Here is a 23666-nt window from a genome sequence, read left to right as displayed (position 1 = left end):
TTAGTTCTCCTCCTAAATTTGAATTGATAAAAACTTAGTCTCTAAATATTCTTCTACCCCTTGGTGCCCGCCTTCTTTGCCTAATCCACTCTGTTTTATTCCTCCAAATGGTGCTTGAACAGTCGTAGGGACAGCATCATTAATTCCAATAATGCCATAGTCCAGCTGTTCTGATACTCTTATAGTTCGTCCTAAATCTTGTGTATAAAAGTAAGCAGCTAATCCGTATTCTGTATCATTTGCAGCCTGAATTACTTCTTCTTCAGAATTAAAAGTATAAATTGGCGCCACGGGGCCAAAGGTTTCATCATAAGTAATTGTCATATCATTCGTTACATTCGAAAGTAAAGTCGGTTCATAAAACAAACCGTTTTCGTTACAGGGTTTTCCACCTGTTAAAATAGTTGCTCCTTTTTTCACCGCGTCTTCTACGTGAGAATGGGCCTTTTTAAGGCCATCCTCATCTACGAGTGGTCCTACATCTGTAGCGTCCTCCATCCCATTCCCTATAGTTAAGGCCTTTACTTTCTTAGTTAAAATGGTTTGGAAAGGTTCTTTAATAGACTCCTGAACAAATAGACGATTTAAGCAAATACACGTTTGCCCGCTATTACGATATTTGCTAATAATCGCTCCTTCTGCAGCTTCTTCAAGGTTAGCATCTTCAAAAACGATAAAAGGAGCATGACCTCCCAATTCCATTGATACTTTTTTAACGTGTTCTGCAGAACCTTCTATTAATCTTTTCCCTACAGAAGTGGAACCTGTGAAGGCGATTTTTTTAATATCCGGGCTTTTTAATAATTCTTGCCCGATTTCTCTTGAGCTTCCAATAACTAAATTTGCAACTCCTTTTGGAAAATTCACTTCTTCGATTAGTTCAAAAAAGCGAATGGCAGATCCAGGAGTTTTACTAGAAGGTTTTAATACCACAGTACATCCTGCAGCTAAAGCAGGACCAATTTTTCTTGTTAACATAGAAATCGGAAAGTTCCATGGAGTAATGGCTCCCACAGGTCCGATAGGCTGCTTAATCACTTGAAGGCGTTTATTATTGCTAGAAGCCGGTATTATTTCACCATAAATGCGCTTACCTTCTTCCGCATTCCATAGTAAGTATTCAGCTGCAAGTTCAACTTCTCCTTTTGCTTCTTTAAGAGGTTTTCCCATTTCTAACGTAATCAGCTGAGCCAGTGATTCTTTTTCCTTAAGCATGAGCTCATATAGTTTTGTCAAATAAACTGACCGCTCTTTAGCTGTTAAAGATCTCCAAACTAAGAAAGCGTCTTTTGCTGCTTTTATAGCTTCTGTAGCTTCTTTTGCAGAACCATAAGTCACCGTTGAAACTACTTCATTAGTTGCTGGATTTCTAACAGAGAACGTTTTCTTAGAAAATGATTCAGTCCATTCACCATTTATATACATCTCTTTAACTGTCATGTTTATCTCTCCCTTTGTTGGCGAAATTCTAAAAGTTTCACCCGATGATTTATTATTTTCACGCTTTTAGTTGCTTATCTTGAATAGTTTTCTTATCGTTTATACTTTTTTCAAATTCACTTTTATCAACCTTGTATGTTTCTTTTGCTAAGAGAGTACAAACAATTGAAATAGCCGAAACGATGGCAAGGAATAAAGCTACAAAATAATGATTCCCATTATTTTCCGTTAATAAATACGTAGCCACTAAAGGTGTAAACCCACCCAAGATCCCTCCAAGTTGATAGACAAAAGAAAGACCACTATATCTTACATTCGTTCCGAACATCTCAGAGAAAAAAACAGATTGAATGCCAAACATCATTGTAGTGCCAAAAACATATGCCAATACAGCAGCCAGATAAATGATAAATTCAGTTTCAGTGTTTAACATTGAAAAAAAGGGAAATGCGAATACGAGAGTAAAAATGGATCCCATCAAATAGACAGGTTTTCGTCCTATACGATCTGATAAGGCTCCAAATAATGGAGAAGCAAAAATTGCAACACCAGAAGCAAGAAAAGTGCCCGTTAAAGCTACGCTATAGGGTAGCCCTAAGTGAGTACTTACATATGAAATTACAAACACATTGAAGATATTAAAGCTCACTGTCTCTGCAAGCCTTGCTCCTAAAGCAATTGAAACGTTTCGTGGATAATTCTTTAGAACTTCAAACAGAGGTACCTTTACTTCCTCCTTACTTTCTTTCATTTCCTTAAAAGCCGGGGTTTCACTAATTTTAAGACGTATGAATGTCCCAACAACCAATAAAATAACACTTATTAAAAAGGGGACTCTCCATCCCCAAGCCATGAATTGCTCTTCCGGTAAAAGCGATATCAGTGCGAAGACTCCAGAAGCCAGTAATAAACCTAAGGGAGTAGCTGATTGCAAAAATGCTCCCCAAAAACCTCGCTTCTTTCGAGGAGAATGCTCTATCACCAACAAAGAGGCACCCCCATACTCACCACCGAGCGCAAATCCCTGAAGTAACCGCATTGTTACTAACAAAACAGGCGCCCATACCCCTATCACTGCGTATGTTGGAAGAAGTCCAATGATAAATGTAGCTCCTCCCATCATTAACATAGTAATTACAAGAATTTTCTTACGGCCAATTTTATCCCCAAAGTGCCCAAACACAATTCCGCCAATTGGTCTTGCTAAGAAACCAGCTGCATGAGAAGCGAAGGCAGCCATTACACCAATCATAGGATCTAAATCAGGAAAGAATAATTGGTTTAACACAAGGGCAGCTGCCGTTCCATAAAGAAAAAAATCATACCATTCTAATAAAGCACCTACGAAACTGGCTGAAGCCACTTTTTTCATAGGAGTTGATTGAGCACTCATTTAACATTCCTCCCTACAGTTAGAACTAATAGAAAAGCAATACAACTTATAAGGTAAGCGTTTACTTATACTTTTAAAATTTTTAAACCAGAGTCCAATGATCAAATTATAGGTGAACCCGATATGTAAAAGTACCTCCTCTACCTCCTTTTATTGTAGTTTAAAAGCGAATTGGTTTGGTCACCCAACCAATTGAGTACAATTCTACCACTTACATTTCAAAAATCAACACTAAATTTAGAAAAATCTAAAAATTTATCCTGTCCAATAACTCCGGGTACAAATATAGAATTAGGGAAAATAAAAGACTCGCCCATAATCATAGAATTAATAATCTAGATGCACTGGCAAATGAACTAGAAAGCTATGAGACGCGGAATAACAATTATTTGTGTTTCGAATTAATCTATTAATCTCCTTATTACTTGAAGGACCAAGGACCGCTGCAATGTACAAACAACCCCAAAGATAGTTGAATTAGGAAAATAGCATATCAACCAATCGGAAAAAGCACTTTTGGGGTTTGACTTAATACCATAATCAACAAATCACTTTTTTCCATTTCATTAGTCAAAATGATTTCTCCACCACCACCAAGACAATTCTTTAGAGTCCACCAAAGAACCCAAAGAATTGTCACCGAATTCCTTCTTTTTCGAACTTGAGTTGTGACGTATTAGCTTCCTCAAAAGATAAATCAAAATAATAAGGATTTGTCTTTTGGTTAAAAAACTGAATCAGGTTATTTTAAATTAGGAGAAAAGGGTGAACACATGGAATGTTATCTGAGGTAGAGCAAGTAGGAAACAGCAAAACTTTCGTATATAGAACTTAATAAGAACGGGGACCACTTGGTGTTGAAGCAAAATTGACTTTGAACCTATGAAGGAAAAGATAGATTAAAATGGTTCTAAGGCGGGGAATAATTACTATGGCTATTACTAGCATTCGAATAATGAAATATTTTGTATTAGAAAGGGTGAAGTACTATCAGTGTCAGGTGATCACCTTTTACATTTATTTTTATAACTTTACATTGTGCCTGATTGCGGAAGATTGAAACATACAAAATTGCAAAAACGACACCTTATTTATTTTACTAAAGCACCTCACTTTCTAAAAATAACCTTAAAAAAGGTTTTAAAGAGGATTATTTCTCTTAACCTTTTCACCTAATGTCCTCATTTCAATGTCCAAGCGTAACGGTGTATTGATCTTTATGGAGTTTCAATCGGGATCACCAAAATAAATTGCTGCATGGGCTTTTGGATTGTTGCGTATTACAAGAGGTTATTTTTCTCTGTGAGAGCCAAAAGATATTCCTACCAATATCCCTTTTTAACTCCAGCCATTCTTTTGCTTGTTTATTGTCTTCCAAATCAACCTTAAACGCACCCGCGGAAAACGAAATCCTGCACGAAAATCAACAGCGGTGATAAAATGAACATAAAAAAATACCGCCGCGTTATAAATAACGCAGCGGCACTTTGGTACGCCCTCGGAGGGAATCGAACCCCCATTTTAAGAACCGGAATCTTACGTGCTATCCGTTGCACCACGAGGGCATGAGACATGTTCAAACCTAGTTGTACCAAGGTTTGAAGCTTTGATAAGGTTAAATCGTTTCGTGCTATTCCACTTAATTATGATACTGGAACAAGCTTTACTAGTCAACAGTAAAAAAGAGAAGCTAGAAAATTCAACTCCTCTTTGACTTCATTTAGCCTTCTTATAACCAAACAATATGATCGATATGTATTCTTTTCTTTTATCCTTTGAAATACCTTTTTTCCAACTTCTGACTAACCGAGGATTCTCAATGTCTTCTTTCATTGCTTCAACCAAATCCAAATAATAATTCTTACCTTCTTCGGTGTTAAGGTCGATTCCATGCTTTTCACAAATTGAGAGCTTCTCAATGACATCATTTGAACCGTATAGTGTAACCAGGTTCTTCATATAGAAATAGTTCCGATTTACTTCATTGTTTGTTCCTTCTTTTATCCTCGTATAACTAGGCACACTAAACTCAAGTAAAGAACTCACATATTCAGCATAATATTGGCTTTTCTTATCGGCAATTTTCATTAGAACCTCTTTGTTTTTTGTGAGGAACGTACTTAAATATGCCCCCAATACCAAGGAGAAGATTGAAACAAACCAACCGTTGTCGTTTATCCACTCAATAACCTTCTTTAGTATTTCCACGTAAGCAGCTCCGTTCATTTGAAGTAAAAAAGCCTTTCACGGTTAATTCAACCATAAAAGACAGAGTGATCAGTAAAGGCTAGACATAAGCTCTTCATACTCCTCTTTACTTTTGTGATTTGTAACTTCATTATATTCTTCTTGAGTAATAAAATTGAACTCTTGAAGAATACTTGAGAGTTCCACATGTTCTCTCCAACTATTTTGCTCTTTTGAGACACCAATCATATAACAATTCATATTCACACCTCCTTTATACCTAACAATTCGACAAAAAACATTATTTTCCTTTTTGTTCTTCCATATATTGAAACAAAAAAAGAGAGGAGTCCGTCATTGGACTCCATGTTTTTCCTTCAAATATTCTATTGTGTCTTTATCGACTTGCATTATCTCGTCAACATTGGACGGAGAAATGATGTTCTTCGTTATTGCTTCCTTGAATAGTCTTGTTGTCAATTTTCGAGCGTCTTCTAAATCAATGAGACCCTTTTCAAATTGCTCAACTATATTTCCGTACTCAATGATAACCATTTCCACTTTTGCTATCCTCTTTTTAGGAATGAATTTTCTGATCGTCAATGCGTTCTTTGTTTCCAACTCAATATCCTCCTTTGAATTAAAAGGGAGCCACTCACAAGGACTCCCCGAATGTTTTAACCTCGACGATTGGTTCTCTTTTGCTTGTCGAGTAAAGCTCTAGCTATACGGTCAATGTCGGCTTCCTCACGAACAACGAATGAACCTTGAGCAAAGTGGAAGTGTTGGTTCACGTCTCCATTGCTTTCGTTTTGTGGAAGGTGAGCAGCAACGGCACCAGCGAATGGCTTCATATATCTCTTATGTTGGATTGGAAGTACGGCTTCGGCACCAGCTTCACCTACACCTTGACCTCCCCCTAACAAGGAAGCTCCATTGAAAATCCCACCTTTAGCGTTCCAGTTAATCTTGAACGAAGGCACGTCAAAACCAAAGAAAGCGTCCTTTTTCTTACCAATTGAGACACTAGGAATCTTCGGTTTAGGAATCTTGATTTTCAAGTTGTTGAAAGCACTTTTGATTTTATCAATAATTCCGAGTACGGTTTCCTTTGCCTTATCAATTGGCTTTGTGATAAAGTCCTTCACTTTGTTGAAGATTGAACCGACTTTGTCCTTTAAAGCGTTGAACTTGCTTGTTACATTAGTCTTCAAGCTACTTACAAGACTCAATGCCTTATCCTTCCCATACATGAATCGAAGGGCTACGTCGTCCCAGAGTCCTCGGATTAAGCTAATTCCCTTTTTCACGAGACTAGCAATCAATTTCTTGATTCCACCTACGAACGAGAGGTTCATGAGGTTCCAAACAAATTGAATTGCACCTTTGAATAGCTGCTTTACACCCTCCCACATTTTCGAGAAGTCTCCCGTGAATAAACCAGCAAAGACTTTGATCAGACCCATGATAATATTCAAAGCTCCGTCAATGACTCCTTTAATTGATTCCCACACGAACTTCACAACATAAAGGATTGCTGGTAAGAAAAAATCGAAAACGGCTTTTATTCCTTTCCACATGTTCCCTACGGCTTTAAGGATTTGTTCTCCGTTTTTGTCCCAAAACTTTTTCAATAAGTCGAGTTTTGATTTTACGAATGATACAACCGTTCCGATTGCTTCCATGACCAGGGGTTTGATTGTTTGAAATATTTGATTCCATGTGGTCAATACACCAGAACCTTCATTGAATTTGGAATACAATCCAGTGAAGCTTTCCTTGATTGCTTCAAAATCAATTGATTTGAGAGCCGAGGTCATACTCTTTAATGCAACATTCACGACTTCAAGAACGGGACTCCCCATAGTTGCCATGAGTTCACCCCAAGTATTCTTCAAGTTGGCTAGATTGTTTTGATACGAGTCGGCTTCTCGTACACCTTGACCAAAGACTCCAGCCGAAGTATGTTGACGAATTGCTTCTTGAACCTTCAATTGCTCTTGTTGGGTTACGGATAGGTCTTCAAATTTCTTACCATATACCTCTTGAGCCTTGTCGTTGAGCATTGTTGCCGAGAGATTCACCATAGCCGTGTCTAATGAGTCATACTCCCCTTTAACCATAGCCATAAAACGATCAGTCGTAGCAGCCATGTCTTCATTTGCGAAAGCATTAGCGTCAACCGTTCTATTCAACATATCTTTTGCAAGATTATGAGCGTCCTTCTCGGCTACCCCTTTACCTTTCAAAATTGCCACATATTGTGTGTAAGCCGACTTCAACTCATTGGGGTGTTTGTTCCATTCGGCTCCCATTTGGTCCAAATATTTGTCCGTGGAAGCTTTCATTCCTCCCATAACCTGAGAGTATTGAGACTCTAAAGCTTGAATGTCAGCCGTAGTCTCAACCATTGTTCGACCAAAGCTTAATACCGTTCCGACAGCAAAAGCACCAACAATAACCCCTCCAAGCCCTTTCAATGAGTTAGACATAACACCCGTAGACTTTTGGACATTGTTGGACGTTCCTTCCATTGTCCGACTAACTTTTTTACCAGCGTTGTCCATGGTTGTTTGTACCTTGGACATGCCTTTGGAGAAGTCCTTTATATCGGCTCCAACCTTGACCATTAATTCTGCTAAGCTTGCCATTGTTTTCATTCCTTTCTTCAAAATTTATATTCGTGACTTCATTTGAAGTCAACGCATAGAAAAAGGCTCCTCGTTGGAGGAACCTAGTTTGATTTATTACTTGTGTATCGAATCTATGAATCTTTCCACGGCACCAGACCTTGAGTCGTAGCTTGAGCTTTTCTCGGATTGAATTTGAGCATCAATATCGTCTTTGAATAGTTGCACAATTTCGGCTTTGTATTCCCCGATATCGTCAAGAATAACGGACTCGGCTTCTTCAATAGAATCAAACAATCCGAAAGAATAAGTTTCCCCGTCAGTTCGAGTGTATTCGTGAACGACTCCATATTGATCAGTCCTTTGAAGCTCAATATCGTGAACCGAGACAAGTAGTTGATAATTTGTCACCTTTCCATAAAGTGCATTTTCCGAAGGTGATTTGACCTCCATTGAATTGATTTCGTGAGTTAATCTCATTATTGTCATTCCCCTTTCTTAGGTTTTATATTTTTGACTTCAATGAAGCCAACGCAAAAAGAGGGAGTTACCCCTCATTATTCGACGAACTCTCCGACCAACAAGACTTTTACTTCTTCGGGAACCGTGATTGAACGTCCATTTACTCCGAAAGAAAAATCATTCCTTACGGTAATCGGATAATGTAGAAGTGTGTGTCCTCTCGAAGCGTTTATTGAGGTTTGTTTTAGACCGTCAAAACTAAATGAGAATACCTCAACGTTTTCTCTTTCCAAAATGATTGACGTTATCTTGAACGGACTCGGAACCTTACATAAAACAAACTTTCTTTCCTCGGGGTTTACCGTGAATGAATATTCCATTACCTCTTTCATATAAGCAGCTCCTTTGTCACAAACCCGTATACGGATTCGTTGTATTATTTAGAAGACCTTTGGTTGACCGTCCGAAGTATAAAGTGAACTACCTGGTTCAACTTCTGTTTTTGATATTGTGTTACCGATACGACCCAATGCTTCTAATTGAATATCATTCTCAATTGTCTTTTGCTGCTCCTTAGGTTTTGACTCAACCTTTGGAGATTTTTCTTTACCTACGAGAGAAGGAATATAATATTGGTTAGGCTCTTGTTGTTGCGAATCTTCCTTTCGTGGTCCAGATATCTTGTGAAGCTTCCCAACATTGACCAACTCGTCAATGACCTTGAAAGCCGTCTTCTCACTTGATTCAAGTAAACGTGAAGCATACTCGAACGACATTTTCGTCAATCCTTTATATTTCTGGTGTCGAAAAACCCAGACCAGCAGCATGAACTCCTCTGGACTCGATATTTCCAATACTTTCAATGGAACCATGTCAAAGTTCTCCTCAAAGTAAACAACCTCTACGTCAACCACTCCGTCTTCCTCGTTGAAAGTAATTGCACCCTTTTGTTGAAGAGAATCCAATAATTTTCTGATCACCAGACGGTTTCTCTTTGGTGTCTTCAAGAAGGTCACTCGTTTTGATAATAGGTCAACCGTTGTCTCGACCTTATAGTCAATTGACATTCGTCTTCTCAATTGAACGTATAGATAAAGTTCATTTGGATTAAGCTTTCTTTCGTGACCGATTGTGATGAATGATTGATAAACTAAAATTTCCATTTATATGTCCTCCTAAATTAAAAAGGGAACCTCTCGGCTCCCAATGATTACTTCTTATGGTGAATATTGTTCTCGTCGACCGTTACCCAACGACCAGTTTTTCGGTCAAGGACTTGTCGTTTGATATTACTTTTGATTTTGTCGTTTTCTTGGAATTGTTTCATTCTCTTTGCCATTGCTTCTGCTTGAGAATCGGCTTGTTTCTCCTCTTTCTTTCCTTGTCTCTTACGAACGTCCTCAAGCTTTAACCTCAATCGTTTCAATTCGTTCTCGTCGGTCGTGTTCTCCATTTCCTTTTTGATTTGTTCCTCATTTTGAATATCAAGCTGTTGGAATCCTTCCCGAAGTAAGTTTTGAATGTTTGACATTTGTCATTTCCCCTTTTCTTTGATTATTTTTATTAGCTCCTTGAGTTCTTCCACTTCACGTTGGAGCTTATCGTGAAGTTGTTTTAATTCCATATAAGTCATGACCTTTACATTCCCCTCGGCTTTTTAGTCCAAGAGCGTCTTCTTCCGTGTAACGAACATAAATCCAACGTCATTTGGAGTGCGTCGGGCAAATCATCATGGTCGGCAAATGGAAACATTTCTAGCTGCTCAAGTAAAAGTCGTTGAGTCCTTCTAAAACGGACGGTTCCATTCTCAAAGAGTGGTTCCATTTGCTCTATTCGGTCTTCCTTCTTTCCATGAGACCTACTTGTTGTGATTGGCTTCAATTTAGTGAAGTAAATATTCTCTTTAGTCAACCTTTGGTGAAGTTGTCGATAGAGGTCAATTTGAGCTTGAACCGTTTCCACGGCAAAGATTGACGGTCGATACTCCTTAATTACCTTCACTACCTCTTCAAGAGCTATATGAGCAGCACACTTCTTGGCCCATGCATGAACCACATAGAGTAGACCAGTGAGACGGTCACGTCCTACAATCACAATAGCGTTATAGTCTGATCGGTTAGACTTACCAAAGGCGATATCCCAAGCTCCAAAGAACTCCAACCTATGCTCAATCTCAGCGTGTTCCTTTGCGTCGAAGTATTGAAATGAATTTGGATTGAAAACTTGGCTGTCTGCGTCCATTGGATTATTCAAGAACTCACTTGCGAACGACCTTGAAGTCATGTTGGATTTCTCAATCATAAGGTCAACGTAAGACCAACGTTGTTTCCAAAGAACCTTGATTCCTCTATCCATTTCAACCTTATTGTACTCATAAAATTTATTAGCGTCGTTCATACGGTTCTCGTTAGAAGAGTCCCTTAAAAGTTCCTCGAACTTCTCCCACAAATCTTGTCTATCGGGTGGACTAATGATTGCCGAGAATAATTTTGATTGAAAGTCACTTCGTTTCATTACACCAAAAAGAAGAGCGTCCTTGTGGACTGCCGTTCCCATATAGACGAAAGCCGTTCTTTTCGGGTCTCCAATCGGAAGAACAACCGAGTTAAACCAATGAAGGTTCTTCTCTCGTAATTCTGGAGTGTTTGTATTTTTGGCACTCTCCAAATCGTCCAACACAACCAAATCTGGTCGGTAAGCTCCGTTTCGTTTCCCACGAAGTTGTTTACCAATGGAAGCCGATTCAACCAACGTCCTTGTTGTGGTGAGAAACATTTCAAGGTTATCAAGCTCATTAAGTTGCTTCTTTGGTGATAAGAGTTCACCGAAGTCTTCTCGTAGCTTCTGGTTGTGTTTGAGTTGATTTGAAATGTACTCCATGAATTTCTTTGAGATTGAATCCGTCTCCGATATGATCAGAATGTATTTCCTCTTTTGAAAGACCGTTTGATGAATCGGGAAGATATTACTTAAGTAAGCCGATTTAGCAGAACCCCGAGGACTTGCCCAAGCTATCCTCTTTGTGATTTCCTCGTTTGAGACCACGTTCAACATTCCACACAACTCAACATGGAAATCTGGAGCGTCTTCAAAGTAAACACCTTCGGGAATGAGATTATCGTCATTTTCGGGGTTCCTCTCGTGACTAAAATACTCATATGCAAAGAACAAAACGTCGTCTTCACTTCGGTCTATCCTCGTTAATTGCTCAAAATGTTCAAGAGCTTCTTTATATTGTTGAAGTTCTTTGGAAGTAAGCTCGTTCTTTAGCTGGCTCATTAGACCGATTTTCTTTTCCAAAAGCTTCAAATGTTCCTTCCTCTTGTCTGGTTCTTTGATTGGACAAAAACCATATCTATCTATGTGATTCATTTCCTTTATCTCCTTTCCTAGCCATATAAAAAGGCTGGAACCATTTTAGTTCCAACCCATTTGTTCATTCTTCAATTCCGTGTATCTTTTCAAGTCGTTTGATAGCCGATCAGTTACATGAAAAATAGCAACTTTATCACCGTTTGTTGCAAAGCCGATAAAGAAACATTCATGTCCCTTTTCCTTTAGATAGTGAAATAACTTTGCCGAGTAGCAATAATATATTGATTGTTTATTCATTTACATTACCTCCATGTTCTTTGATTGCTTTAATCATTTTTTCATAGCTTGCGATTGTACCTCGATTCTCTCCATACATTACCTCGTGAATAATGTGTGAGTATCTAAGTGCTTCAAAGACGGTATCAAGTGTCCTATTCTTTTGAGGGAATTTAGCGAACCCGACGAACCATTTACCATTAGGTAGTTCGGTTATATGTGGGAATCCGGTCTTACTTCGTGTTTGATGTCGAGCCATACCATTCTCACCACGAGTTACAATCCTCAAGTTACTTTTTTTGTTGTTCCTAGGATTTCCGTCACAATGGTCGACTACTTTACCAGCTAGTTCGTCACCAAATCTAAGTTCCATAACGAATCGGTGGAGCATGATTTTTTGACCGTCAACTTTAACCTGAGAATAACCGTGGTTATTCAAACTAATACGAGCGTCTAATGATTCCAAGAAAGGTAAGTCCTCCACGTCAAATTGGACTTGTTCTCCGTTTTGCACTTCAATAAACAGAGTGTCCCCTTCAACGTGATACTTGTTCCTTATCCCATAATATTTTAGATTTGATTTTCTCAAATCGGTATTGTCTTTGTTGATTGCGGTTACCCGATTTTCTGGAAACCCTAATATGAAGTCCTTGACTAAAAATTGCTTTTTATTGTCTGAATAATATAAATTCTTGTTACCGTTGGAAGCGAATTTCTTCCCGATTCCAGACAAAATTCCAAAATCACTAGCGTCTAGCTTGTACTCGATCAATTTTCCGTTGCGTTTCTCCACTACAATTATCAATAAGTCGTTTTCAAACCTAAATTTGTTTTTCATACTATTTCACCAGTTCCTTTCGATTTAATTTCCAAGATACTTCACCATTTCTCCAGTCATTCAACTTCACAACCAAACTCCCAACAAGTAATGCAATTTCCAACATTTTAATTTCCTCCAATTTAATTAATTTTGGTCATATAAAAAGCGAACCCTCGTTTTTGTTAAAGGTTCGCTCAATCATTCGTCAATTTCCTCAAATTCAACTTCTATTGGTTCACCTGCTCGTGCTTTTGCGATACGTTTTTCCAGTGACTCAATATCATCAATAAGGGTTGCTTTGGCTGGTTGTTCTATCACGATATTCGTTTGATTTTGATTACCTTGAAGACGACCTTGCAATTTCAAGTAGGTTTCAATAGACTTCAGAGCAACATTCTCGTTCTTACTTCGAATTAGTTCAATGAGTCGGTTAGTTATTTCCGAGGTCATTGTATCAAGCACCATTTGGGACACCTGGTTCTGGTAGGCAATGAATTGAGGGTCTTGTCTCCAATGCCATATAGTTCGACGGTTGATTTCATACTTCTCAGCGATTGCTGTTTGACTAAGATTTTCTCCAGTCAATGGACTCAAAGCAAGCTCCTCGGCAACACGTTTTTGGACTTCGGTTAGCTCTTTAGCTAATTCATTTTTCATTTTCTTCACCTTCTTTCTCACGTTCTAGCCTTGCATAGCCAATTTTCAATAATAGTGAACTAGGAAGCTTTTGTTTTTCCTCTTCGGTCATTTGTTCAAACCGTTCTAGTTCCAATTTAATCAATCCTTCCTTCCTTCGAGGATTTGTTTGAGCTGCTCAATTGATTCCATGTGTGCCTTCTCGTCAACTAACCCAGCGAATACCTTATTGAGTTTCTTTTGCATATTTGGACTGATCGGCAAAATGCCTTTTCTTAATTGAAAGATATAAGCACGAGTTACTCCGACAAGTTTTGCTAGTTGACTATCGTTAATCCCAACGTGATTCATAGCGTTTTCCAGTATTTCTTTTGTGAAGTGAAACATTTAATCCCTCCCTTTCTTATTTGTATAGTCGATATTCAAAATAAATAAGTGTTCCTCGAATTGAAGAACACTACTCTTACAATTAATAGTTGAGCTGCACGGTATATATACAACCTGTTTACTTAGTATTTATAAAAAAGCTTGAAGAACCTTGTTTTCCGCCAAGATTCTTCGTGTAATGGGATAAAAGCGAATCAACAAACATTTTGCTTGTTGAACCGATGAGCATGTTCGAGGGACTCATTGGTTGAGAGAAAGTATCTCTCAGTTAATAGCATGGCTACACGAGTATTTATACAACTTCAACAAGTTAAACAATTGATTACCTCTTGTCTAACTTGTTTCATTGAACTCATTTCATTCGTTCAAGAGCTTCGCTCTATACAACGAGAAGACTTTGGACTTGTGACATACTTTTGAGGATTACTTTGAAGGTTACTATTGATATATCTTGAAGGTTACTTTTATATATACAATTGAGTTCCGAAGGAACTACAAGTATATACTTTGATTAATTAATTTCTTATATTGAATATTAAATGTCTTATTGAAATTTAAGCGAACGAAGTGAGCTATATATTCTATGTTTGTTAATAATTAGTCTATGTTTGTTCTCTTAGTAAAAAGCGTCCCCGAAACGTGCTTCTGCTACTAACGGCTCCTATCAAGACGTTCATTTTCGGTACTCGATTTACTAACGGCTCTTATCTGATCACTTACCCGTTAGTAAGGATTTCATTTTTGGGTACTCGATTTACTAACGGGTTCATTCTCAATCTTTCTCATTCTCATTCAATTCTCAATTAGACTTGTCGTTTCTCATTGACTACAAATATTAGTAGAAGCCAGTCCGTGCGTGTCCGTCCGTAAATATCCGTGTGTGTATATATGATCAGACCAAACAAAAAGGAGCCAACCATTGAGGTCAACTCCTTTCCTTCAACTTCCTAAACAATGTAGCTTTTGAAATGCCCGTCATATCCACAATCTCACTTATGGAGTATTCCTTTGAGTCATAAAGCCTAAAAGCTTGTTGAACCTTATCCTTTGATTTCTTTGGTCTTCCTCCTACACGTCCTCTTGCACGAGCCGACTCAAGTCCTGCTCTTGTTCTTTCAACAATGATATCTCTTTCAAGTTCGGCAATGACTCCGAGCATTTTGAACATTGCCTTTCCAGTTGGACTTGTTGTGTCGATTGAATCACAAATGGAGACGAGGTGAACTCCCATTTCCTCAAGACGTTCTCCTAACTCGATTAAGTGCTTTGTCGAACGAGCTAGACGGTCTAGCTTGTATACAACAAGTGTGTCTCCCTCTCTTAACATATCCAAACAGCGTTCCAACTCTTTACGGTCATTCTTTGCTCCACTCTCTTTCTCGGTGAATATCCTTTCAACACCGTTCTTCTCGAAAGCGTCTAATTGAATCTCCAAATTTTGATTCTTTGTCGATACCCTTGCATATCCAAATTTCATTTATATCCACCCCCATTGATTATTTAATGATATTGTCTCAAAAACGATTACATGTGTCAATAATGAGATTATGATTTTGAGACGGTATTTAAGACAACGAGAATGGCTTTACTTCGTGACCGAGTGTGAGTCATGGTCTTGGTCTCAATTGCTTTCGTATTTGAGACCATTAATAGAAGAGATAAGTAGACCGTGTCGTTCGGTACGAACGCAATTGAATCCCCTCCTCTCCATTGAATTAGACCTCTCAGATTAGCTTGTGAGCAGCGTTATGACCTCACCTATACCTATAAGCTTCAATGAGATTACAATTGAATCTAAGACGTTTGAGAACGTGTTGCTATATTTATATGGTTTCGGATCAGATTAAAGGACTTGATTGAATGGTGTTGAGAGCTTCATATTTAGCGTTTAAGCGACATGAATAAACACTTAAAGGCTTTGTATTGAAACGTTGTGAGAGGACACTGGAGGACGCTAGAAGCGACTTGAGAGCGAGACGAAGTCGAAGCGGTTAAAAGGACTTGAGAAGAAGTTTTATCGACTGGTTCGTTTGACGGTGCTGCCCACCCCTTGGGGGGTCGGGTGGTCTCTGCCCCTACATCGGAGTCCTACAATATATATGAAATAAAAATTAAATCTGGGGGTTACATTGAAAAAGACACCCTTATTGAGTGCCTTTAATTCGTTATTTTACTTTTTCAAATTCCCAATCCGTAGACATGCAAGAAGCTTTGTAAGTCAATGTCTTACCACACGAAGGACAAATTCTTGTAAACTCGTCTTTCATTGGATAATCTCCTTCTGGTTTTACGTTATATGGTTGACCACAAGAACACTTGTATTGATACTCTCCCAACGTTCTCACCCTCCTTTTTTCTATATTTTAACATAACGAAGGGAAATCTCTCACTTACTCACTCGTTCCTCTCGTTCTTTCCTTTAGTTTTACAATTGATAAAAAAGCGTCCAAAACTCGTTGTCCTCCTCGTACAAATATATTTTTAAAACTAGACGAAAAATACATGATCAGATATATCCATTGATATAGTCGAACGAGTCTCTTTTGATATAGTCGTGAATATAACCACGTAGGACGACAAGGAGCAGCTCCAAGGGAATACTTGACCCAAATCCTTCAAAGAGCTTCTCGTCCAATTTGGAGCATTCTGGAGGTTTATTCATTCAACCAATCATAAAACAACGGAGACTTTGCTTCCCGTCTTTGTTGAGCTTCTAATTCGGATTCAATGTCCCCAATCATATTCCTCAACGTCGAGAAGAAATAAGCTCCAAAGTCTTTTACTCTTCTAACCTTGTAAGCATACACGGAGACTTTAAAAGCTCTTGTGACGGTCTCCTCGTCGATTATGTAAGGAAGGGAGCAATACCATTCAAAGCATTGTTGAGCCTTCTTCCATAGCTTCTTGATCAGCTTATTGTTGAAGAAGGGGGAACTCATGCGAATGAACCATGAGTCAACCGTACCTTCAATAAAGGTCGTGTCGTTTTCAAGTACGTTATCTTTTAATGAAGTTGTTGTTTTAGAAGTAATTGTTTCGCTTTGTTCAAATGGCTCCAGATTGTAAGTATCATAAGGCTCCACACTCTCCTCACGGCAGGTCAACACGCTAGGACACATAATAGTTAGCGAAGCACCTTGCCCTCCATTCTTGACTCTTATTTGAGCTACACGTCGAATAACCCCAAGGTCAACAAGACACTTCAAGCAACGTTGAGCAGTCTTGTAAGATACTCCAACACGATCAGCTAATGTATCAACCTTCAACCAACATACTCCAAGCACTTTGACGGAAAACTTGCTCAACTCAAAGAATACCTTACTAGTATTCTCATTGAGGTCAAAGCTCTTGAGGACATTATGGACATACTCGTTTAACTCTTCAAGTGAGTCAAACGCTTGATAACTCCGTAATTTCTCCATCACAAATAAGCTCCTTCAAATAAGAAGCTCCATGTGTTAGAATTATCACGAGAAAGGGTCGCAATCTTTTCTCACGAGGGAGTTCTAACCCAAGTTTGCCGACTTGGATTGGAGCTTCTTTTATTTTTATCGCATACTATCTTTCTAGGTTCTCAATAATCTCCTTAACTTCTTCAAGCGAAAGTCCTAGGTCTACAATAAAATCAATCAACTCTTCAACAACTGTTTTCATTGGAACCACTCCTTGTTAGAATCCTTGTTCTATCGCCATTTCTAAATCCTTTCCGTAAATTTGAACATATCTCTTCAACATTTCAAGATCAGAGTGTCCAGTGAGCCTTTGAAGAACAAAAAGGTTAACACCAGACTCAACCTTTAACCTACAAAACGTTCTTCTAAAGACGTGTGGAGATACTTGAACTTGTTTGCTCACACCAGTCTTATTGCCGTAGTACTTTATCCTTTCTTGTATAGTTCTAGGGTTGATTGGTTGGTTCTCTACATTTACAAAAAGAGCGTCCGTATCTAATACTCCCCTCTCACCCATATAAGCCTTGAGAATGGTTCTAAGTCTTTTCGTCATAGGGATTCTTCTTCCATAACGATTCTTAGCTTGTTGAATGACTACCTCTCCTTTACCATCAAATGAAATGTCTTTGGTTCTCAGAGAGGATAATTCCTTAAGCCTAATTCCCGTATAAGCAAAAGTGGACATAATCGCTAAGTCCCTTAATCCAACAAATTCGGTTATGTTGGGAGCCTTGAGGAGCTTCTCTAGTTGTCGTTTGTTTAGTGTTGCTCCAACTTCATGCCTTGCCTTTAGTTGTGAGACGTTATCAAAAGGATTCTTGTCTATGAAGTTCTTCTTCAAGCAAAACTCCATGAATGTTCTTCCAGCTCTCAATCTACAATTAATGGTGGAGATTGCTCTTTTGAGTCCTAATTGATTTTCAATGAAGTCTTCAATGTGATCAGTCTTAATTGACCTCACAATTAGGACATTTGCTCCAACGTCCACTAACGTTCTTCTTAATTGCTTCAATTCCTTTTGGTAAAACAACACCGTATCATGACTCAACCCCTTGATTTTACAATGCTTAAAGAATTGCCTTGCTGCTTCTTCAAACGAAACTTCTTCTTGTTTTAAATCGCTCAGAATATCGAGATTAGAGACCGTTCTACCTCGACGTTTCACATAATCACCTCATGCTATTTTAGTTTGAATAGCAACGAAAAAAAGACCTTGCCCTTGTTGATTTAACTCAACAAAGACAAGGTCTCATATAGTCGAACCTCATGTAATAACGGACGAATCTACTTTTAGCTATCCGTTGCACCACGAGGGCATGTATAGGTTTCTGAAAAACTATCGTACGAAAGTATATTATAAGATACTTTTTCCATGAATGCAATACGTTTTCTCTGTTTAAAAAAGGAATGGATGGGTATGATGTAGAAAGGATTATCATAGTGTAAGAATCACTGATGCGTTAGGTTTGACCTTTATTGACCAACAGTGTATGATTACAGTACAAAGTGAATATGTATTTATTAAAAAGAAAAATGCGTATCTAAGGAGGAACGAAGGATGAACTTAATTCCTACAGTTATTGAACAAACAAACCGCGGTGAACGTGCCTACGACATTTATTCACGTCTGTTGAAAGACCGTGTCATCATGCTCGGAAGCGGCATCGACGATAATGTGGCGAACTCTATTGTAGCACAACTTCTGTTCTTGGAGTCCGAAAACCCTGAGAAAGATATCTCAATCTATATCAACTCCCCTGGCGGAAGCATTACCGCCGGAATGGCGATCTACGATACAATCCAGTACATAAAGCCTGATGTACAAACGATTTGTATCGGTATGGCTGCTTCCATGGGTGCATTCCTTCTTGCAGCGGGTGCAAAAGGCAAACGTCTTGCGCTTCCAAATGCAGAAGTGATGATTCACCAGCCTCTTGGCGGAGCACAAGGTCAGGCGACAGAAATCGAAATCGCTGCGAAGCGCATTCTATTCCTTCGCGAGAAACTGAACCAAATCCTATCAGACCGCACAGGCCAGCCGCTTGAAGTGATCTCAAAAGATACAGACCGCGACAACTTCATGACAGCTGAACGCGCTCTTGAATACGGATTGATTGACCGCATCATCACTCGCAATGAAATGGACAACAAATAATCTCTTTTGGAGAGTCTGCCCCGTCGGCTTTGGCCGGCGGGGTTTTTCTTTTAGTGCGACTATTAGCCAGTCCGAGACTGCGTCAGCGCAATCTCGGACTGGCTTTAAAAATGCAGCAATCCCATAATAAAAAAGCCAACAACCTTAAGGCTGTTGACTTTGTGATGTTGAGCTTATCCTTCTTTTCCTACAAACTTCTCAAGTGCAGCGATTGCTTCATCTTCGTCGCTGCCGTCCGCAGCCAGTGTGATTTCAGAACCTGTACTGATAGCAAGGCTCATGAGTCCCATGATGCTTTTTGCATTCACTTTCTTGCCGTCTTTCTCCAAAAAGATTTCGGATGAGAAGCGGTTCGCTTCCTGGACGAAAAGGGCTGCCGGACGTGCCTGAAGACCCGTTTTCAATTTTACCTCTACTTGTTTTTCTACCATTTTCATTTCTCCCCTTTGTCGTTCTGATTATTTGATCAGTCTCTCTCCCGCTCTGATTTTCTCAGCTATCTGATCGATTTTCCGCAAGCGGTGGTTTATTCCGGATTTACTTATGGTACCACCCGAGACCATTTCACCCAGTTCTTTGAGTGTGACGTCCTGATAGGTCACTCTCAGCTCTGCGATTTCACGCAATTTATCTGGAAGTACTTGCAGACCGACGTGCTTTTCGATAAATTTAATGTTTTCTACCTGCCTTAAGGCAGCACCTATTGTTTTATTCAAGTTGGCCGTTTCACAATTGACTAGACGGTTCACCGAGTTGCGCATATCCCTGACAATCCGCACATCCTCGAATCGAAGGAGTGAATTATGGGCTCCGACGATATTGAGGAATTCGGTTATTTTCTCAGCCTCTTTCAAATACGTTATGAATCCCTTCTTACGCTCGAGCGTCTTGCTGTTCAAGCCGAAAGTGTTCATCAGCTCCGACAACGCTTCGTTGTGTTCGGCATACAGGGAGAAAATCTCCAGATGATAGGAAGAGGTTTCCGGATTGTTCACAGATCCCCCTGCCAGAAAAGCTCCTCTTAAATAGGATCGTCTGCAGCATTTCTTTTTAGTGAGATCCTCAGAAATATTATGGATGAAGGTAAATCCTTCACCAAGAATTTTCAGGTCTTCGAGAATTTTTTTCGTATCTTCTTTTATCCGCACGATGTAGACGTTGTTCTTCTTCAGCCGCATTTTCTTACGCACTAAAAGCTCTACTGGGGTGTCGTATCCCTTTTTGATCAATGTATAGATCCTTCTAGCAATCGCGGCGTTTTCCGTTTGGATATTCACGACGAGCATCTGATTTGAAAAGGAGAGTGAGCCATTCATCCTGATGAGGGCTGATAACTCAGCATTGGCACAGCAATCCTTGATTTCAATATTTGTTAGTTCTTTTTTTGTTTCTGACGCAAACGACATCCCCATCACCTCCTAGCAAACGCTTGCACAATCTATTACAAATGAAATTTCTTCTGTCATTTCTTGAATGAATCCATATATGAATGGATGATGGCGGCTACTTTTTCTGTATTATGACGTACCAGTCCATTATTATATGAAAGTATATCATGAGCGAGAACCTCTAGTCCCATGGAATTCAAACGATCGATATCAAAATGTACGGGACTTGCCTGTTCCTTATCATACCTGGCCTGCACTTCATAAGGCACCTGCTTGTTATTGACAAGGATTGCATCGATGCAGGAGCAGTCCATATGGTTGCACAAAGCACCTATATGGTCACTTGCTGTATATTCAAGCGTCTCACCCGCCTGGGTCATGATGTTGCAGATATAAAGCTTCTTTGCCTTCGAACGGCAGACTGCTTCTCCGATACCGGGTACAAGGAGATTCGGTATGATGCTTGTGTACAGACTTCCCGGCCCCATCACAATCAAGTCTGCCTCTTTGATGACACGAAGCGTTTCTGCGAGCGGCTTGATATTATCAGGTTTTAAAAAGACACGCTTAATCTTTTTACCAGCTTTCGGAATGGCCGATTCTCCGGTCACGATCATGCCGTCTTCCATCTCTGCATTTAAAATAACGCTTTGATTCGCAGAAGGCAGCACTTGTCCCTTCACATTCAGCACACGGCTCATTTCCTGGATGGCATGGGCAAAATCTCCCGTAATCGAAGCGAGCGCGGCCAGGATCAGATTCCCCAAAGCATGACCTGAAAGTTCGTTCTCGGTTTCGAACCGATGTTGAAACATCTGCTCCACAAGCGGCTCCACCTCTGAAAGGGCGGCCAGTACATTCCGGATGTCCCCCGGTGGAGGAATGTCCAGAGAATCACGAAGCCGTCCTGAACTTCCGCCATCATCCGCAACCGTCACAATTGCCGAAATATCGACGGGATGACGCTTCAGTCCACGCAGGAGGACAGGCAGTCCTGTGCCCCCTCCGATAACGACAACCTTTGGCAGTGTGGTCATGGTGTCTGTACAGCCTTTCTCTTTTCGATATCACGATGAGAAATCTTTGTATGATAATCATCTTCGAAATGGTGGCCGATATGTTCCGCAAGCGCAACAGAGCGGTGCTGTCCGCCTGTACAGCCGATTGCCACCACGAGCTGGCTCTTCCCTTCACGTTTATAGTGAGGGAGCATGAATGCAAGCAGATCGGTGACTTTTTCAAGGAACTTATTGGTCTCATTCCATTTCAGCACATAGGTCGAGACCTCTTCATCAAGACCGGTCTTCGGACGCATATGATCGATATAATGAGGATTCGGCAGGAACCTCACATCGAATACGAGATCTGCATCGATCGGGATTCCATGCTTGAATCCGAATGAAATGACATTCACCGTAAAAATCGATTTCTTGTTCACCGAGAACTCTGTGAGGATCTTTTCGCGGAGCTCCCTCGGTTTCATCGTCGATGTCGTATAAATCAACTGTGCGCGCCCTTTCAATTCTTCCAGAAGTTCCCGCTCCTGTTTAATTCCTTCAAGCGGAAGGCCAGATGGAGCGAGAGGATGAGAACGGCGCGTTTCCTTGTAGCGTCTGACAAGCGAAGAATCATCCGCATCAAGGTAGAGAATCTGCGGTGTCACCCAAGAGGTTTCCCCCAGTTCATCAAGCGCCTTGAAGAGGTGATCGAAGAATTCCCTTCCACGCAGGTCCATCACAAGCGCGACTTTATCCATTTTATTACCGGACTCTTTCATCAGTTCAAGAAATTTAGGCAGAAGAGTCGGCGGCAAATTATCTACGCAGAAAAAACCTAAATCCTCAAAGCTTTGAATGGCGACTGTCTTACCGGCCCCGCTCATTCCTGTTATGATCACTAATTGTACGTCGTTCGTAGAACCTGTACTCATACTCTTCCCCCGCTTTTAACTTAAAATGGTGTTCATCTATTTTTTTCAACTCGGATCTAAGCGGTATGATAACAGCTTAAAATCAGGCGTATACGTAAATGTTCCGTAGATGGTTTTCTTTCCGTGCAGGAGATAATCGAGAATATGATAATCTCCTTCAGCCATCGGCAGATTCTTAATGTCTTCAAACTTGTGCCATTTGATCTTTCCTTCTTCCGACTCCTGAAGGTTGACCCCGTCTGCTTCTGTTGCAAAAAAGGAAAACATCATCCACTCTGAAACCACTTTTTCCCCGTCTTTGATGATGAATGTAAAGACACCTTTCAGGTCAGGATTCTTCAAATAAATCCCTGTCTCTTCGCGATACTCACGGATAACCGCATCGCGAATCGATTCACCCTGCTCCATCTTGCCGCCCGGTGCCACCCACCAATTCCGGCGTGGCTTTTGGAGAAGGAGTACTTTGTCTCCGTCCAGATATAAGCAATTTGTGACACGCTGCACGTCCTTCACCTCGAGTCTTGTTCTAAAGGACCACTACAAGTCCTTTCTGATTCCTTATATTATACTATGATTGCAGACAAGCCACAATGTCTCAGCCTGCAAGTAAAAAAAAGTCGATTCATCTTTATTTAATCATGGACAGGCTTCTCCATTTTTCGAGTAATACAGCCCCCTCTATGTCACTATAACAGAAAAAAAAGCAAAAAAAATAGACACAGGCGAGTCCTGTGTCGTCTACGGGATTTATTACTTAAAAAGGGGGTCAATTTCTTACTTTCTATATTACCCGATAATTGTTTCACTAGTGTTACAACAGATTTAAAACGGTATTACGGAATTGTTAATTTTGACGAATTTTTATTAATCACGGTCGAATTTTAGGGTTATTTTTATATAATGGTAGTGAATGAACATTCATTTTATCGTATGGTTATTCTTTTGAAGTGTTTCTGAACGCTTGCTTTCGGATAGAATACTTTGGCCGATCCCTCCCGCTTAATTCAGTCAGGTATTTCGTCAGGAACTTAAATAGCATTGACTAGAAATTGTATTCTTTCATGATTTGTTCTGCCATGAGTTCATAGCCTTTTCCATTCGGATGAAGGGAATCGTGAAAATACTGTTGTTTGTCCTTTCCTTTGAATAAAGGATTAGAGGAAACGTATTTAACTTTTCCGTGTTTGGTCACTTC

At 39.8% G+C, this 23666-nt stretch carries 26 protein-coding genes, 1 tRNA gene and 1 pseudogene; 1 reads left to right on the top strand and 27 read right to left on the bottom strand.

Annotated elements, in window-relative coordinates; all coding sequences use genetic code 11:
* Nucleotides 1–12: 12 nt before the first annotated feature.
* From HP456_RS00140 to HP456_RS00040, 22 genes are all read right to left on the bottom strand, one after another.
* The gene (locus HP456_RS00140) at nucleotides 13–1440 is read right to left on the bottom strand and encodes an NAD-dependent succinate-semialdehyde dehydrogenase (protein ID WP_172247981.1); all 1428 of its coding nucleotides are present in this window, start codon (nucleotides 1438–1440) and stop codon (nucleotides 13–15) included.
* Nucleotides 1441–1498: 58 nt separating this feature from the next.
* Nucleotides 1499–2833 (bottom strand): MFS transporter, encoded by a 1335-nt coding sequence (locus HP456_RS00135; protein ID WP_172247980.1) that lies wholly within the window; start codon nucleotides 2831–2833, stop codon nucleotides 1499–1501.
* Nucleotides 2834–3326: 493 nt separating this feature from the next.
* A complete protein-coding gene (locus HP456_RS00130; RefSeq protein WP_172247979.1) occupies nucleotides 3327–3473 on the bottom strand; it encodes a hypothetical protein in 147 nt (48 codons plus the stop codon).
* Between the two features lie 853 nt (nucleotides 3474–4326).
* Nucleotides 4327–4398: transfer RNA gene (locus HP456_RS00125), tRNA-Arg, on the bottom strand.
* Between the two features lie 151 nt (nucleotides 4399–4549).
* The gene (locus tag HP456_RS00120; RefSeq protein WP_172247978.1) at nucleotides 4550–5041 is read right to left on the bottom strand and encodes a hypothetical protein; all 492 of its coding nucleotides are present in this window, start codon (nucleotides 5039–5041) and stop codon (nucleotides 4550–4552) included.
* 69 nt (nucleotides 5042–5110) lie between these two features.
* Nucleotides 5111–5281, bottom strand: coding sequence for a hypothetical protein (locus tag HP456_RS00115; RefSeq protein WP_172247977.1), 171 nt, complete (start codon nucleotides 5279–5281; stop codon nucleotides 5111–5113).
* A gap of 93 nt (nucleotides 5282–5374) precedes the next feature.
* The gene (locus HP456_RS00110) at nucleotides 5375–5641 is read right to left on the bottom strand and encodes a hypothetical protein (protein ID WP_172247976.1); all 267 of its coding nucleotides are present in this window, start codon (nucleotides 5639–5641) and stop codon (nucleotides 5375–5377) included.
* A gap of 56 nt (nucleotides 5642–5697) precedes the next feature.
* The gene (locus tag HP456_RS00105; protein ID WP_172247975.1) at nucleotides 5698–7671 is read right to left on the bottom strand and encodes a phage tail protein; all 1974 of its coding nucleotides are present in this window, start codon (nucleotides 7669–7671) and stop codon (nucleotides 5698–5700) included.
* A gap of 96 nt (nucleotides 7672–7767) precedes the next feature.
* A complete protein-coding gene (locus HP456_RS00100; protein WP_172247974.1) occupies nucleotides 7768–8130 on the bottom strand; it encodes a hypothetical protein in 363 nt (120 codons plus the stop codon).
* Between the two features lie 77 nt (nucleotides 8131–8207).
* Nucleotides 8208–8504, bottom strand: a complete 297-nt coding sequence (locus HP456_RS00095) for a hypothetical protein (RefSeq protein ID WP_172247973.1) — start codon at nucleotides 8502–8504, stop codon at nucleotides 8208–8210.
* Nucleotides 8505–8552: 48 nt separating this feature from the next.
* Nucleotides 8553–9275 (bottom strand): hypothetical protein, encoded by a 723-nt coding sequence (locus tag HP456_RS00090; protein WP_172247972.1) that lies wholly within the window; start codon nucleotides 9273–9275, stop codon nucleotides 8553–8555.
* A 47-nt stretch (nucleotides 9276–9322) separates the two neighbouring features.
* Nucleotides 9323–9643 (bottom strand): hypothetical protein, encoded by a 321-nt coding sequence (locus HP456_RS00085; protein ID WP_172247971.1) that lies wholly within the window; start codon nucleotides 9641–9643, stop codon nucleotides 9323–9325.
* Nucleotides 9644–9750: 107 nt separating this feature from the next.
* Nucleotides 9751–11484: a phage terminase large subunit gene (terL, locus tag HP456_RS00080; protein WP_172247970.1), complete on the bottom strand. Its 1734-nt coding sequence runs from the start codon at nucleotides 11482–11484 to the stop codon at nucleotides 9751–9753.
* Between the two features lie 45 nt (nucleotides 11485–11529).
* A complete protein-coding gene (locus HP456_RS00075; protein WP_172247969.1) occupies nucleotides 11530–11724 on the bottom strand; it encodes a hypothetical protein in 195 nt (64 codons plus the stop codon).
* Entirely contained in the window at nucleotides 11717–12541 is an 825-nt protein-coding gene (locus tag HP456_RS00070) for an HNH endonuclease signature motif containing protein (RefSeq protein ID WP_172247968.1), read from the bottom strand. Before HP456_RS00070 ends, HP456_RS00075 begins: the two co-directional genes overlap by 8 nt.
* Before the next feature lie 180 nt (nucleotides 12542–12721).
* Nucleotides 12722–13180: a phBC6A51 family helix-turn-helix protein gene (locus HP456_RS00065; RefSeq protein WP_172247967.1), complete on the bottom strand. Its 459-nt coding sequence runs from the start codon at nucleotides 13178–13180 to the stop codon at nucleotides 12722–12724.
* The gene (locus HP456_RS25265) at nucleotides 13170–13304 is read right to left on the bottom strand and encodes a hypothetical protein (RefSeq protein ID WP_281357919.1); all 135 of its coding nucleotides are present in this window, start codon (nucleotides 13302–13304) and stop codon (nucleotides 13170–13172) included. Before HP456_RS25265 ends, HP456_RS00065 begins: the two co-directional genes overlap by 11 nt.
* On the bottom strand, nucleotides 13301–13546 hold the full coding sequence (locus HP456_RS00060; protein WP_172247966.1) for a helix-turn-helix domain-containing protein: 246 nt from the start codon (nucleotides 13544–13546) through the stop codon (nucleotides 13301–13303). The genes HP456_RS25265 and HP456_RS00060 overlap by 4 nt, the downstream gene beginning before the upstream one ends.
* Nucleotides 13547–14471: 925 nt before the next feature.
* On the bottom strand, nucleotides 14472–15023 hold the full coding sequence (locus HP456_RS00055) for a recombinase family protein (protein WP_172247965.1): 552 nt from the start codon (nucleotides 15021–15023) through the stop codon (nucleotides 14472–14474).
* Nucleotides 15024–15711: 688 nt separating this feature from the next.
* Nucleotides 15712–15882: a hypothetical protein gene (locus HP456_RS00050; RefSeq protein ID WP_172247964.1), complete on the bottom strand. Its 171-nt coding sequence runs from the start codon at nucleotides 15880–15882 to the stop codon at nucleotides 15712–15714.
* 318 nt (nucleotides 15883–16200) lie between these two features.
* Nucleotides 16201–16971 (bottom strand): helix-turn-helix domain-containing protein, encoded by a 771-nt coding sequence (locus HP456_RS00045; protein ID WP_172247963.1) that lies wholly within the window; start codon nucleotides 16969–16971, stop codon nucleotides 16201–16203.
* Nucleotides 16972–17215: 244 nt separating this feature from the next.
* Nucleotides 17216–18163, bottom strand: coding sequence for a tyrosine-type recombinase/integrase (locus HP456_RS00040; protein WP_172247962.1), 948 nt, complete (start codon nucleotides 18161–18163; stop codon nucleotides 17216–17218).
* A 390-nt stretch (nucleotides 18164–18553) separates the two neighbouring features.
* On the opposite strand from HP456_RS00040, the pseudogene clpP reads away from it, so the two are divergent.
* Nucleotides 18554–19153: pseudogene (gene clpP / locus HP456_RS00035) on the top strand (ATP-dependent Clp endopeptidase proteolytic subunit ClpP); the annotation flags it as partial.
* A 173-nt stretch (nucleotides 19154–19326) separates the two neighbouring features.
* On the opposite strand, the gene HP456_RS00030 reads toward clpP, so the two are convergent.
* Genes HP456_RS00030 through HP456_RS00010 form a run of 5 tightly spaced genes read right to left on the bottom strand, consistent with a single transcriptional unit; the run spans nucleotide 19327 to nucleotide 22975 of the window.
* Nucleotides 19327–19584 (bottom strand): HPr family phosphocarrier protein, encoded by a 258-nt coding sequence (locus tag HP456_RS00030; RefSeq protein ID WP_172247960.1) that lies wholly within the window; start codon nucleotides 19582–19584, stop codon nucleotides 19327–19329.
* A gap of 27 nt (nucleotides 19585–19611) precedes the next feature.
* Complete coding sequence (whiA, locus tag HP456_RS00025) at nucleotides 19612–20559, bottom strand: DNA-binding protein WhiA (RefSeq protein ID WP_172247959.1); 948 nt, start codon at nucleotides 20557–20559, stop codon at nucleotides 19612–19614.
* A 56-nt stretch (nucleotides 20560–20615) separates the two neighbouring features.
* Entirely contained in the window at nucleotides 20616–21578 is a 963-nt protein-coding gene (mgfK, locus tag HP456_RS00020) for a gluconeogenesis morphogenetic factor MgfK (protein WP_172247958.1), read from the bottom strand.
* Nucleotides 21575–22471: an RNase adapter RapZ gene (gene rapZ / locus HP456_RS00015; RefSeq protein WP_172247957.1), complete on the bottom strand. Its 897-nt coding sequence runs from the start codon at nucleotides 22469–22471 to the stop codon at nucleotides 21575–21577. Before rapZ ends, mgfK begins: the two co-directional genes overlap by 4 nt.
* A 45-nt stretch (nucleotides 22472–22516) precedes the next feature.
* Nucleotides 22517–22975: an 8-oxo-dGTP diphosphatase gene (locus HP456_RS00010; RefSeq protein ID WP_172247956.1), complete on the bottom strand. Its 459-nt coding sequence runs from the start codon at nucleotides 22973–22975 to the stop codon at nucleotides 22517–22519.
* Nucleotides 22976–23666: the final 691 nt, after the last annotated feature.

The sequence above is a fragment of the Bacillus haikouensis genome (assembly GCF_013179555.1).
Classification (GTDB): Bacteria; Bacillota; Bacilli; order Bacillales; family Bacillaceae_B; genus Rossellomorea; species Rossellomorea haikouensis_A.
Note: the sequence above shows the minus strand (reverse complement) of the source record. Positions and strands in the feature narration are given on the sequence as shown.